General features: G+C 62.9%; 10 protein-coding genes. 5 read left to right on the top strand and 5 right to left on the bottom strand.

Annotation, left to right across the window (positions count from 1 at the left end):
• Positions 1-18 precede the first annotated feature (18 nt).
• The 3 genes from QYL91_RS02470 (at position 19) to katG (ending at position 5,618) form a co-directional block, all read left to right on the top strand.
• Positions 19-855 carry an aldo/keto reductase gene (locus QYL91_RS02470; protein WP_302081800.1) on the top strand — a complete coding sequence of 279 codons (837 nt, stop codon included), beginning with the start codon at positions 19-21 and terminating at the stop codon, positions 853-855.
• A gap of 142 nt (positions 856-997) precedes the next feature.
• Positions 998-3,283 carry a nitric-oxide reductase large subunit gene (locus tag QYL91_RS02465; protein WP_302081799.1) on the top strand — a complete coding sequence of 762 codons (2,286 nt, stop codon included), beginning with the start codon at positions 998-1,000 and terminating at the stop codon, positions 3,281-3,283.
• A gap of 199 nt (positions 3,284-3,482) precedes the next feature.
• The gene (katG, locus tag QYL91_RS02460) at positions 3,483-5,618 is read left to right on the top strand and encodes a catalase/peroxidase HPI (protein WP_302081798.1); all 2,136 of its coding nucleotides are present in this window, start codon (positions 3,483-3,485) and stop codon (positions 5,616-5,618) included.
• 113 nt (positions 5,619-5,731) lie between these two features.
• On the opposite strand, the gene QYL91_RS02455 is transcribed toward katG, so the two are convergent.
• The 3 genes from QYL91_RS02455 to QYL91_RS02445 all read right to left on the bottom strand — a co-directional run bounded on the left by QYL91_RS02455 (position 5,732) and on the right by QYL91_RS02445 (position 8,656).
• Entirely contained in the window at positions 5,732-6,547 is an 816-nt protein-coding gene (locus tag QYL91_RS02455; protein WP_302081797.1) for a hypothetical protein, read from the bottom strand.
• Between the two features lie 65 nt (positions 6,548-6,612).
• The gene (locus QYL91_RS02450) at positions 6,613-7,593 is read right to left on the bottom strand and encodes an alpha/beta fold hydrolase (protein WP_302081796.1); all 981 of its coding nucleotides are present in this window, start codon (positions 7,591-7,593) and stop codon (positions 6,613-6,615) included.
• 1 nt (position 7,594) lies between these two features.
• Positions 7,595-8,656 (bottom strand): anthranilate phosphoribosyltransferase, encoded by a 1,062-nt coding sequence (locus QYL91_RS02445; RefSeq protein WP_302081795.1) that lies wholly within the window; start codon positions 8,654-8,656, stop codon positions 7,595-7,597.
• Between the two features lie 171 nt (positions 8,657-8,827).
• On the opposite strand from QYL91_RS02445, the gene QYL91_RS02440 reads away from it, so the two are divergent.
• Both QYL91_RS02440 and mptA read left to right on the top strand, forming a co-directional pair.
• Positions 8,828-9,418 (top strand): HalX domain-containing protein, encoded by a 591-nt coding sequence (locus QYL91_RS02440; protein ID WP_302081794.1) that lies wholly within the window; start codon positions 8,828-8,830, stop codon positions 9,416-9,418.
• Positions 9,419-9,487: 69 nt separating this feature from the next.
• The gene (gene mptA / locus QYL91_RS02435; protein ID WP_302081793.1) at positions 9,488-10,417 is read left to right on the top strand and encodes a GTP cyclohydrolase MptA; all 930 of its coding nucleotides are present in this window, start codon (positions 9,488-9,490) and stop codon (positions 10,415-10,417) included.
• 38 nt (positions 10,418-10,455) lie between these two features.
• On the opposite strand, the gene QYL91_RS02430 is transcribed toward mptA, so the two are convergent.
• Positions 10,456-13,197 carry a TRAP transporter permease gene (locus QYL91_RS02430; RefSeq protein WP_302081792.1) on the bottom strand — a complete coding sequence of 914 codons (2,742 nt, stop codon included), beginning with the start codon at positions 13,195-13,197 and terminating at the stop codon, positions 10,456-10,458.
• Positions 13,194-13,694 carry a DUF1850 domain-containing protein gene (locus tag QYL91_RS02425; protein WP_302081791.1) on the bottom strand — a complete coding sequence of 167 codons (501 nt, stop codon included), beginning with the start codon at positions 13,692-13,694 and terminating at the stop codon, positions 13,194-13,196. Before QYL91_RS02425 ends, QYL91_RS02430 begins: the two co-directional genes overlap by 4 nt.
• Positions 13,695-13,720: the final 26 nt, after the last annotated feature.

Below are 13,720 nucleotides of genomic sequence, written 5' to 3'. Positions count from 1 at the left end.
GCCGGCCGAAGGCCTCGTATGGTCACAAACGAGAGTTCGACCTTCGACATCGGCGGCGAGTTGCAGGTACACCGACTGGGCTATGGCGCGATGCGTATCACCGGCGAGGACATCATCGGTCCGCCGGCCGACGAAGACGCGGCCCGCGAGGTTCTCCGGCACGCCGTCGACTGTGGCGTCGACTTCGTCGACACCGCAGACTCGTATGGGCCCGGCGTCAGCGAACGCCTCATCGGCGAGGCGGACATCACCGACGAGGCCGTCGTGGCGACGAAGGCCGGACTGCTCCGGAACACCGACGGCGACTGGCTCCGCCACGGCGACCCCGACTACATCTACAATCAGGCACTCGTCAGCCGCGACCGACTCGGCGTCGGCAGTATCGACCTCTTCCAGTACCACGCCCCTGACGACGACGTTCCCTTCGAGGAGAGCGTCCAGGCCTTCGCCGAGCTGAAAGACGACGGCATCGTCGAGCACGTCGGTCTCTCGAACGTCGGCGTCGACAAACTGGAGACGGCCCGCGACCACGTCGAGATAGCGACCGTTCAAAACGAGTACAGTGTCGCCGACCGCCACAGCGAACACGTTCTCGAAGCATGCGAGGAGTACGACATTGGCTACATGACCTACTTCCCACTCGGGGCGGGTGACCTGGCTGACCTCGGCGAGACCCTCGACGACATCGCCGCCGCGCACGACGCGACCCGCTACCAGATTGCGCTGGCGTGGCTGCTGGAACACTCGGACGTGACCCTGCCGATTCCAGGAACAGCCAGCCTCGACCACCTCGAAGAGAACGTCGCCGCGAGCCATATCGACCTGACCGACGACGAGTACGCACGTCTTCTCTGACCGGTCTGGCCGACGACTTTCCCCGTTCGTTTTCTCCAGCGGTCGTCTCTCGAAGATATTCTGCCGAACGTGTTCGCGGTCGTTATCGCCCGACGGGAACCCCGTAGAGTATTCATGTGGGTGTTGGTCGACACCTGCGAGTATGCAGGTACAACGTGTGACAATCGCGAAAATCATTGCCGCCGTGTTCGTCGCCAATCTCGTGGTGATGGGCGCGGGTGCGTGGCTAGCCTATCAGGAGGCGCCGCCGATTCCCGAAGAGATAGAGGGACCTGACGGCCAGACGGTTCTCACCGGCGAGGAGATACGCGACGGCAAGAAGACGTTCCAGAAGAACGGTCTGATGAATCACGGCTCGATTCTCGGTAACGGTGCCTACTACGGCGCGGACTACACTGCCGACGCCCTCAATCTGAAAGTCGAGTACATGCGTGAGTACTACGCACAGGAGCGCCACGGTACCAGTTTCGAGAATCTCTCGACGGGTGACCGTGCGGCTGTCAACGCCACCGTCGAGGGTGACCTCGATACGAACTACGAGGGCGGCACTATCGACTACACCGCCGCGGAACTGCACGCCCACGAGCAGGTCCGCGAGGAGTACGTCCAGCGCTACCACGAGGGGAGCCACGAACGCGGCGTCCCGGTGGAGATGATAGACAGCGAGGAGGATGCCGAGGACTTCGCCGACTTCGCGATGTGGACGGCGTGGTTCTCCCACACCGACCGACCCGGTGGTGACCACTCCTACACGAACGACTGGCCCTACCAGCCCGGTGCGGGCAACGACGCCACCGGTGCGGCGATGATATGGAGCGTCATCGCGATGGTGTTGCTCGTCGCTGGCGCTGGCTTCGGCATCTGGCTCTACAAGAGCATCAGACTGCCCGAACCCTCCAGTGCGGGTATTTCCGTCCCGAAACCCGGCGACGTGAGCGTCTTCCCGAGTCAGCGCTCGGCACTCCGATTTATCCCCATCGCGGCCGGGCTATTCTTGGCGCAAGTGCTACTGGGTGGCTTGCTCGCCCACTTCTACATCGAGCGGGCCGGCTTCTTCGGCATCGAGGAGCTATTCGGGATTCACATCCTCCAACTGCTCCCCTTCGCCATCGCGAAGACGTGGCACATCGACCTCGGTATCCTCTGGATTGCCGCGACGTGGCTCGGTGCTGGCCTCTTCTTGCCGCCGCTTTTGACCGGCCACGAACCGAAGCGTCAGTCGCTGTTCGTCGACGGTCTGCTGGGTGCTATCGTCGTCGTCACCGTCGGCGGACTGGCCGGCATCTGGCTCGGCTCGAACGGGTACCTCGACGGCCAGCTCTGGTGGCTGCTCGGCAACGAGGGCCTGGAGTACCTCGAAGTCGGGAAAATCTGGCAGTTCGGCCTGCTGGCTGGCTTCGTCATCTGGGCGCTGCTGGCCGTTCGGGGACTGAAACCGCTGCTCGACCGCGAACCGGCCTTCGGGCTGGGGCACATGATTCTGTACGCCGGTGGCTCTATCGCTCTCCTCTTTGTCGCCGGGTTCATGTTCACGCCGAGTACCAACATCGCCGTCACGGAGTTCTGGCGCTGGTGGGTCGTCCACATGTGGGTCGAGGGAGCCTTCGAGTTCTTCATCGTCGCCATCGTCGGGCTGACGCTGGTCTCGATGAACCTGCTCGACCGCCGTAGCGCCGAGAAGGCGGTCATGCTCCAAGCGCTGCTGGTGATGTCTACCGGCGTCATCGGCGTCTCGCATCACTACTGGTGGATTGGAATGCCCGATATCTGGGTGCCAATCGGGAGCGTCTTCTCGACGCTCGAACTCATCCCACTGGTCTTCATCCTCTACGAGGCGCTGGGTCAGTACAGCGCCATGCAGACTGACGGGGAGTTCCCCTACAAGCTCCCCTTCATGTTCATCATCGCCAGCGGTGTCTGGAACTTCGTTGGCGCCGGCGTACTCGGCTTCTTCATCAACCTCCCCATCATCAACTACTACGAGCACGGCACCTATCTGACCGTTGGCCACGCCCACGCGGCGATGTTCGGGGCCTTCGGCTTCCTCGCGCTGGGGATGGTCACGTACATGTTGCGCATCAGCATCGAACCAGACCGCTGGGACGGCTCCTGGCTGCGCTGGGCGTTCTGGTGCTGGAACCTCGGGCTGGCTCTGATGGTGTTCGCCTCGGTCCTTCCCGTTGGCTTCCTCCAGCTGGAGGCGGCTTTCACCGAGAGTTACGCTGCTGCACGGAGTGTGGCCTTCTACAATCAGCCCATCATCCAGGACCTCTTCTGGGCGCGCCTGCCCGGGGACACGCTCATCATCGTCGGGACGACGATATTCGCCGCCGACCTCCTGCGCAAGCGGTTCGTCCTCCGGTCGACCGCCGACGACCCTGAACCTGAAGACATGGCCGTCGCCGAAGGCGTGTTGAACGACGACTGACCGGACTCGCCCCGTCCCCGAACTCCCGATTGCTGTTTTTCGGTCTGCGGTGTGTTCCCGTCGTCTGCCGTTTTCCCCGAAACGCCGGTAGGCCGGACTGCTGAGAAATATTTCATATATCAGATGGTATAATTTGGCAACACCGAAGATTTCGTTCCGCAATGGGAATATTGATGTGCGGATGCGACAATTGTATAGTATGAATCGGTCCAATCAAGACTGGTGGCCTGACCTGCTGGACTTGAGCTCGCTTGACCAGAACGCACAGCAATACCCTCTCGGTGAGGACTTCGACTACGCGGCGGAGTTCCAGGACCTCGACCTGGAGGCGGTAAAAGAGGACATCGAGGCGGTGATGACCGACTCACAGGACTGGTGGCCGGCCGACTACGGTCACTACGGACCGCTTTTCATCCGGATGGCCTGGCACAGTGCCGGGACGTACCGCACAACCGACGGCCGTGGTGGCGCCTCTGGGGGCACACAGCGGTTCGAGCCGATCGGGAGCTGGCCCGACAACGCCAACCTCGACAAGGCACGGCGCCTGCTCTGGCCGATCAAACAGAAGTACGGCAAGCAACTCTCGTGGGCCGACCTTATCGTGCTCGCTGGCAACGTCGCCATGGAGTCGATGGGCTTCGAGACCTTCGGCTTCGCGGGTGGCCGCACGGACGCGTTCCAGCCCGACGCGGGCGCTGACTGGGGTCCCGAACAGGACATGGAGTCGTGGGACCGCTTCGACGAGGACGACCAACTGGAGGACCACCTCGGCGCGACCGTGATGGGCCTCATCTACGTCAACCCCGAGGGACCGGAAGGCCAACCGGACCCAGAGTGGTCGGCCGAGCGCATCCGGGAGTCGTTCAGCCGCATGGCGATGAACGACAAGGAGACGGCCGCACTCATCGCCGGTGGCCACACGTTCGGGAAGGTCCACGGCGCCGACGACCCCGACGAGTACGTCGGTCCCGAACCCGCAGACGCCCCCATCGAGAACATGGGGCTTGGCTGGGAGAGCGACTACGGCTCCGGGAAAGGCGACGACACCATCACCAGCGGCATCGAAGGCCCTTGGAACTCCACGCCGACGATGTGGGACATGTCCTACGTCAACACCCTGCTCGACAACGAGTGGGAGTCGCACAAGGGTCCAGGCGGCGCCTGGCAGTGGACGCCGGTCGACGCGGACGAGGTCGAGGACGCGCCGGCCGCCCACGACCCCGACGACACCCAGACGCCGATGATGCTGACGACCGACATCGCGCTGAAGAAAGACGACGACTACCGGGAGATTATCGAGGAGTTCCAGGACAATCCGATGGAGTTCCTCGACGCCTTCGCGAAAGCGTGGTACAAGCTCATCCACCGCGACATGGGCCCGCCCGAGCGATTCCTCGGCCCCGAAGTGCCCGAGGAGACGATGATCTGGCAGGACCCGCTTCCGGACCGGGACTTCCAGCCAGTCGACGACGAGGCCGCCGACCTGCTCAAAGAGGAGATTCTCGACACCGACCTGACGACCCAGCAACTCGTCAAGACCGCCTGGGCGTCGGCCTCGACGTACCGCGACAGCGACAAACGCGGCGGCGCCAACGGCGCCCGCATCCGATTCGAACCCCAGCGCAGCTGGGAAGCAAACGAGCCCGAGGAACTGGAGACGGTGCTCTCGACGCTCGAAGATGTCAAGGCGGAGTTCAACGACTCCCGCTCGGACGGGACGGCCGTCTCGCTTGCGGACCTCATCGTGCTCGGCGGGAACGCGGCCATCGAGCAGGCCGCCGCAGAGGCCGGCCACGACATCGACGTGCCGTTCGAACCGGGTCGCGTCGACGCCGAGGAAGAATGGACCGACGAGGAGTCCTTCGAGGCACTCGAGCCCGAGACTGACGGCTTCCGGAACTACATCGGCGGCGAGCACAACCGGAAACTGGAGGAACTGCTGGTCGACAAGGCCGACCTGCTGGACCTGACCCCCGATGAGATGACCGCGCTCGTCGGTGGCCTGCGCCAGCTCGGCGCCACCTACCAGAACTCCGAGCGCGGCGTCCTCACCGACGAGCCCGGCGTGTTGACCACCGACTTCTTCGACAACCTGCTCAGCATGGACTACGAGTGGGAGGAGGCCGACGACGAGTACGTCTACGAGGGCTACGACCGTGAGACGGGCGAGCAGGTCTGGGAGGCGACCCGCTACGACCTCATCTTCGGGTCGAACTCCCGACTCCGCGCACTGTCGGAGGTCTACGCGGCCGAGGACGGCGAAGAAGAGTTCGTCCAGGACTTCGTCGACGCGTGGCACAAAGTGATGACCGCGGACCGCTTCGACCTCGAATAACGTTCCGCGCTTCCCCTCGTTCTTTTTCAGAGCGTCAGAGAAATTCGTACACCTTCCCAATCGGCACAGAGTATACCGTTCGAGACAGACGAATTACTGACCTGCGTGTCCTATCAGAGTACAATCTCGGCGTCGGTAAGGAACAGCTGCTTCGCTCGTTTGGCTTCTGGTCCTTCTGAAACGAGGCCAGGTGTCGATGCGGTGTTATCGAACCGGTCCGGATTCGGGGAGAGGGACTCGAGTATCTCCGCGAATGTTGCTCCCTGTCTTCCGGTGACGTGGACGAACCCTCCGTATTGACGCTGCTCGAACGGAGTTGTCTCCGGGTCAGGGAATGCCTCTCGAATGCAAGCAATATTCTCACGAAGGTATTCTGCAGCTTTGTGCTGTGAGTGTTGACAGTCTGCGTATAGTTGTTCTCGATCGTGTTCGTTGAGATCAGATTGGACATGCTTGGCGGACTCGTAGCGAACTCCGTCGGAGCTGATCTCGCCGGTGAGAAAACTAAGATTCACCGTGACACAGTCCGGGTAGCGCAGAATCACCAGAAAGAAAATGTGCTCGTCAACGGTGTAGCGCTCCTGTAAGTGATAATAACAGTCCAGATAATACGCTGCGAGCGCTCCGATCCAGTCGTCACGCTCGCCGTCGAGATACGCGGTCGCAACATCGTAGTAGTTCTTGCCTGCGACCTGTTGCAAGCGGTGCTCGAAGCTCTGTCTCATCTCGGCCAGTTCGTCCTCATAAACTTCCGTCAACGGCACGTCCGGATCGTCGAGCAACTTGCGTTTCCGCTCGCCAGCGTCCGCAATTCGCATCATATTGTTGTAGACGGAGCGCTCCGCTTCCACGTCCGGGAGCGGGATTCGAACTGCCTGTTGGCGCAGGATTTCTGTCCCAGACTCCATCCGGTCTCGCCACTCACTCATGAATCTATAACCATCCGCTCACAGGTATCAATCGTTCGAAGTCAAGCATCGAAGCCTGTCTGTCGTCAGGCCAGAAATTCAACCAGCAGTTCGTTCACTTCGTCGGGCGCATCTGACTGCACCCAGTGGCTGGCGTCGGGGAGCCGTTGGATGCGGAGGTCGGACACCCACTCGTCGAGGTCGTCGAGCAGGTCGACGCTGAGCGCCTGGTCTTGCTCGCCCCAGATGACCAGCGTCGGGACGTCGACGGTGGTGTCGCGGGTAACGGCGTCGGGGAGAAACGCGATGAGTTGCTCGCGAGCGTTCTCGCGGGCGATAGCCCGGTAGTAGTTGACCGGTCCAGAGAGGTCGCCCGAGCGGGCCATGGCGTCCTTGTACCGCTGGACATCCCGTTCGGTAAAGGACCCGGGAGCGGCCGTCTCGGTCAGCATCTCCTCGACGATGCGGTAATCGTCGACCTGCAGCATGCGCTCGGGGAGCCACGGCACCTGGAAGAAGAAGACGTACCACGACTTCAGGAGCTGTTCGGGCGACTCGGTGAGCAGTCGCTGGTAGGCGCCCGGATGGGGTGCGTTCAGGACGGCCAGCCGGCGGACGAGGTCCGGCTCTCGAATCGCCGTCTCCCAGGCGATAGCCCCGCCCCAGTCGTGGCCGACGACGTCCGCTTGCGCGTAGCCGAGGTGTTCGACGAGTTCGCGCACGTCGCCGACCAGTCGCTCGGGTGCGTAGCTGTCGACGCCGTCTGGCTTCCCGGAGCGGTTGTACCCCCGGAGGTCCGGCGCGACGACGCGATAGCCAGCGTCGGCGATGGCGTCGAGTTGGTGTCGCCAGGCGTACCAGAACTCGGGAAAGCCATGCAGCAGGACAACCAGGGGTGCGTCGCCGGTCGGGTGGTCGACCGCTTCCTGGTTTGCGTCGACGGTGACGTAGTGCAGGTCGACATCCGAGAGGTAGGCCGTCTCGTGGCGCCAGCGTGCCGGGTCGTCGGGGTGGCCCGGTTCGGTCGGGTTCGGGTCCGGTCGTGGGTCGGTGGTGTCGTCGCTCATCTCAAAACTCCTTGAGTTGTTCGAGGCGGTCCTGTGTGCTCCCTTCGGCGATGGCCGAGCGGGCGAGTCCGAGGCCGTCCTCGATGGCTTCGACCTCGCCGCCGGCGTAGAGGCGGACCGCGGCGTTGAGCACGACGGCGTCGGCGAAGTGGTCGTCTCGTTCGCCCGTCAGTACCTCCTCGGTGATGGTCGCCGAATCGGCGGCCACGTCGTCGACGGCGAGGTCCTCGCGTTCGAACGCCATCTCGTACTCGCCGGTCTCGATTTCGTAGTCGGTAAACTCGCCGTCGTACTCGGCGACGACCGTCGTCCCGGGACGGATGTCGTCGTACCCCTCCAGGCCCTGGAACATAATGACGCGGGGCACGTTCTGTGACTCCATCTCGCCGAAGGTATCGACGATGCGTTTGGCGAAGGCGAGGTGGTAGAAACTCCCGAGGTGCACGTCGGCGTCGGCGGGATTGGCCAGGGTCTCGATAGTGTTGATGAAGGTCCGGACGCCCATCTCCCGGCGGCGGTCGTAGAGGGCGTCGACGCCGGGGTTGAAGTTGGGCTGGTAGTAAAAGCCAAAGCCGGTCTCGTCGACCATGTCGGCGCTCTCTGCCGGGTCGAGGTCTGTACGGACGCCGAGTTCGTCTAAGACGTGCTTGTAGGCGGTGGCCTCCTGGGTGGGCACGCGGTCGCCGGAGTGGGTGACGACGGGGGTGCCCGCAGCGGCGGCCGTGATGCCGGCGGCGACTCCGAGCAGTGCGGAGGTGTGTTTGCCGTCGTAGTTTGCGCCACAGTCGACGGGCTCACAGTCGGGGACAGCGCGGTCGACGCTCTGTTCGCGCATGACGTCGGTGAAGGCGGCCAGCTCTTCCGGTGTGTTTCGCTTCCAGCGGTTGGCCAGCAAGAAGGCACCGAGCGTGGTCTCGGCGGGCTCGTGGGCGAGGATGCGGGCGGCGGCCTCGCGGGCCTGCGAGCGGGTCATGTCGTCGGCGGATTTGTGGCCGGAGCCGACGACCTCAGTCAGCAGTCGTTGCAGCGGCCAGTCGCCGAACTCGCTGCTCGCGTCGTCCATACACCCCGTTGGGCGAGTCCGGTCTAAAGACTCCCGCTTTGTCGGCCCGCAGACTCATGTAGCGGTAGTTCCAAGGGGGGATATGAATCGCGTTACCGGCGGCGACCCCGAATCTAATCGGGTACATCACCCGGAAACCTTTTCTCTTCGCTCTGCGATAGGTGAAAGCGAATGACCGAGCCTGCGACAGTCCTCGTCGTCGACGACGAACCTGACGTCGCCGACGCCTACGCAGCCCAACTCAAGGGCGAGTACTCCGTCTCGACGGCATACGGTGGGCAAGAAGCCCTGGACGAACTCGATGACACTGTCGACGTGGTGTTGCTCGACCGGCGGATGCCCGGCGTCTCCGGAGACGAGGTACTCGACGAGATTCGCGACCGAGACCTCTCCTGTCGCGTCGCGATGGTCACAGCTGTCGACCCCGACTTCGACATCATCGAGATGCCGTTCGACGATTACGTCATCAAGCCTGTCTCCCGTGACGACCTCTTTAGCACCATCGAGCGCCTGCTGACGACTTCTGAGTACAAGTCGAAGCTGCGAAAATACTACGCGCTGACGGCCAAGCACGCGACCCTGGTGGCAAACAAACCGGAGTCAGAACTTGCAGAGAGCGAGGAGTTTGCCGACCTCGAAGACCAGATGGACGAGATGCGCGACCAGCTCGACGAGACGGTTGCAACCTTCGACGACGACGACTTCGCTGCGGCGTTTCGTGACATCGGTGACGACGCCGCCCCAACCGGCGTCGAAGAGTAGGTCAGCTGGGTAATTTTCTCGTCTCGGGTATCGAAAGCACTAACCGGTATTCTCCCCTAACAGTGGCCAATGAGTCAGCAACTCCCGGACGTGCAGGCGTCGAGTCCGGATGTGGCTGTGGGTCTCAACCGCGTCGGTGTCACCGGCGTCGAAAAACTGGTCAAAATCGACCGCGAGGAAAAACGACCGATTGTTCTCATGGCCGAGTTCGACGTGTACGTCGACCTGCCGTCCTGGCGGAAGGGGGCGGACATGAGCCGGAACATGGAAGTCGTCGACGAGACGCTGGAGGCGGCGGTGAGCAACTCCGGCTACCGCGTCGAGGACGTCTGTGGCGACGCCGCCGAACGGTTGCTGGAGAAACACGACTACACGACGAAAGCCGAGGTCAGCATGGAAGCCGAGTACGTCACCCGCGAAGAGACGCCGGCGTCGGGGATGGCTACCCAGAGCACCGCCGACATCATCGCCTCGGCGACGGCCACCGACGAGGGGACCCGCGAGGAAATCGGGACCCGCGTCACCGGCATGACGGTCTGTCCCTGTTCGCAGGGGATGTCAGCCTCGCGTGCCAGGGAGACGCTGCAGGGCCTTGGCGTCGAGGACGACACCATCGAGCAGTTCCTCGACGAGGTCCCCCAGGCGGGCCACTCCCAGCGGGGTCATGCAACCTTGACCATCGAGAGTGAGGGGAGCCCTGATGTCGACCTGAACGACCTCATCGAGGTCGCCCGGGACTCGATGAGCGCGCGCATCTACAACCTCGCGAAACGCCCCGACGAAGACCACATGACCTACGAGGCACACGCCGACGCGAAGTTCGTCGAGGACTGCGTGCGTGCCATGGCCGAGGGCGTCGTCGAGCACTTCCCGAACCTGCCCGAGGACGCAATCGTGACGATGAAACAGTCGAACGACGAGTCCATCCACCAGCACAACGCCCACGCAGAGCGGGTGGCGACGGTGGCGGACCTGCAAGGCGAAGTCAACGGCGACTGAGCCAGGCAGGTTTCGAAACGAAGGACGGTCGGTGACCGTCAGGCCGGGTCGGTCTGTTCGTCGACGGTGTCTGTCCCCTCGTGTTGAGCGGCTTCGCTGGCCGCTTCCCGCCGGTTTTTGATCGTCAGCGCCGCGAATATGAGGAGGCCGATGCCGCGAAGCGTCAGGTCGAGCAGGAGCGGGTCCGGACTGAGGACGACTCCGAAGACACCGACCAGGTCGATGACCGACGTCGAGAGCAGACCGGGTGCCATCAACAGCAGCGAACTCAGCGCGAAGCCGATGCGCTCGCTTCGGTTGACCCTGGTGTACAGCGTGCCGATGACCGTCGCACCGAGTGCGATGACGCCGAGGAAGACCCCGACAATCGGAATCAGAACCTCGGGGACCGAATACGAGAGTTCGGCGAGGTCGGCGAAGTTGACGACGCGGTTCTGGTCCCGTATCGGAAGTTGTGCAGCGTTTTCCTTCTCGCGAAGCAGGACGATACCCGGTGCGAGGACGAATGCGAAGGGGACGATTGCCTTGTTCAGCGACAGCGAGAAGGCCTTGACCCCGGTCTCGAAGGGGTCGGACTTTGCGACCCCGCTTGCGGCGTAGGCGGCGACCGCGACTGGCGGCGTGATGTCGGCGATGACGCCGAAATAGAGGATAAAGAGGTGTGCCGCGAGCAGCGGGATGCCAAACTCGACGAGCGGCGTAGCGAGCATCGAGATGAGGATGATGTAGGTGACAGTCGTCGGCATCCCCATCCCGAGGATGATGCTGGCGACGGCAGTCACGAGCAACATGACGACGATGGAGCCACCGGACAGTTCGAGCAGGAGCGAGGTGAGGTTCGGGCCGAGTCCGGAGACGCTGATGACGCCGGGGATGACGCCTGCCGCGGCGACGGCGATGACGACCGGCACCGCGGTTCGGGCACCCTCGTCCATCGACTTGACGACGAAGGTTCCCAGCTGGAACAGCTGGTTGTCCTCGACGTTGCGACCGGTCTTCTTGCTGGCCGCTTCGGTCGTGTCCTGGATTTCGGGGTTCAGTTCGAGGAAGGCAGCATCGAGGTCGGGGCGAACCAGCAGCGTCACCACACCGGCGAGCATCGCGTACCAGCCCATTCGGGAGACGACGATGTTGCCGGCGTCCGCAAGCGGGATGCCCGCCCCGCTGGCACCGGTGAGGAGACCGGTGACGGCGACGCCGGCGACGACGTGCGAGACCAGTTCCGCGCCGACGATTGTAGCGAGCGAGCCAAAGAGGATGCCGCGGGTGTCCTTGCTGTACGCCGAGAGGAAGGCGATGAGCGCGGTGAGAGCGACCAGCGTAAACCACGCCGACCGTGAGACCGAGAGTCGCTCGATGATGAGATAGTACAGCAACAGGAAGATCGGGACCAGGTAGAACCAGCCGTTTTTCATGTGCTTGCGAAGCGAGACCGTGTCGATGTCGCTCACACCGCCGATTCCTTCCTGGGTGGCCTTGAGGTGGACCATCACCCAGACGCCGAAGAAAAACACGACCGCAGGCACCGTCGCGAGGATGATAATCTCACGGAACGGCGTCGCCGTGTACTGGACCATCAGAAACGCGGCAGCACCCATCACGGGCGGGAGAATCTGTCCGCCGGACGAGGCCGAGGACTCGACGGCGCCGGCAAACTCCGGGGAGTAGCCCGACCGTTTCATCAGCGGAATCGTGAACGCGCCGGTCGTGACGGTGTTGGCAATCGAGGAGCCCGAAATCGTCCCCATGAAGCCGCTGGCCAGAATGGAGGCTTTGGCGGGGCCGCCCTTGCGACTGCCAGTGACCGCATACGCGAGGTCGATAAACCACTGGCCGGCACCGCTCATTTCCAGGAACGCTCCAAAGAGGATGAAGATGTAGATAAACTGCACCGAGACGGTGACCGGGATACCGAAGACCCCGTTTTCGGTGTTGTACCAGAGGTTCTGGATAATCGAGGGCCAGGTGAGTTCCGGAATCGCGAGCAGGCCGAGAAACGGCGTGCCACCGCTGATGAGATAGCCCCACCGGGCGTAGACGATAAACGAGGCGACGATAAGCATCAGCGGGAGTCCGAGCGTCCGCCGAGTGGCCTCGAGCACCAGCAAGACGCCGAGCACGCCCAGAATGAAGGCGACCGAGTAGTCGCTGATGATAGGGAGACCGCCGACGACGGGTTCGAGAAGCGGAATCATCTCGGAGAGCGACCGGCCGGAAGTGAGGCCGAAAACGCGCATGCTGCGAATCTCCCTAAAGTCCGTCAGGAAATACAGCGCGGAGAGAAACGCGGTCAGAATACAGAGCACGTCGAACGGCGTGACCCGACTCCGGTTGGGGTCGAGAACAAGCCAGCGGAAGAACCCACGAACTCTATCGAGCGCGCGCGTCACCGGATTGTCCTCGCCGAGCGACGACGCCACCGCCGGCACGATTTTGCCGAGACGGCGGACGACGAACCCATCGCCCATACTCGCCGGGAACATCAGAAAGGTCAACACGAGCGCGAAGGCGACGTGGATGGCGTTTGCCTGCAGGAGTTGCAGGGAAATCTGCCAGTCGCCGACGATCGGAATCCAGACTGTCGCGGTGAAACTCTTCGCGGCAAGCCACATCTGGAACACCGAGAAGAGAATCCCGACCGTCGCGACGGCGAGGGCAGCAAGCCCTGTCAGTGAGCGCCGTCGCTCTATCTCTTCGAGGAGTTCGTCCGCCTCTTCCCTGGATAGCTCTGCCTCTACACCGTCGTCCGGACTCTGTTCGTTGTTGTTGTTGGTGCTCATGTGATCATGTCAAGTACCGACTGCGTTTCGACGTAGATACGGACGTCGTTTGCGTCCGTCAGTTCGACCAGGTCGTACTGTTCGGTCCCGACAGTGAGTCTGTGGTCGGCGATACGACCTGGCGATACCGAAAGCGTGTCGAACTCGGCAATCGGCTCCGGTGGGTCGTAGACGAACGTTCCGTTGACGGTAGTGACGTTGACCCGCGACGGGAGCCCCCAGCCGTAGGATTCGAACTCCATTCGCGTGTTCACGAGCGTCTCCCCGTCGACGCGGTACCCGTCGTACACCCTGTTTTTCTCGACGCTGTGGGTGTACTCGAGTCCAACTGTGGTGCCACTCTCGACAGGTTCGGTGAGGTAGCGCTCGCCGGTCTCTATGTCCTCGACGACGAGGACTGTACCGGCCGGCGCCGCTGTTGCGACTGTGGTGAGTACGACTGCCAGAACGACGGCGACTATCGCCAGACGCTTGTGAGTCGTTTGTAGTCGGGACATGGACTGATAAGAACGGCCGCGGGGGT

The organism is Salinibaculum rarum, assembly GCF_030505615.1.
Taxonomy (GTDB): Archaea; Halobacteriota; Halobacteria; order Halobacteriales; family Haloarculaceae; genus Salinibaculum; species Salinibaculum rarum.
The sequence above is the reverse complement of the archived record's forward strand: the minus strand, read 5'-3'. Positions and strand labels throughout refer to the sequence as shown.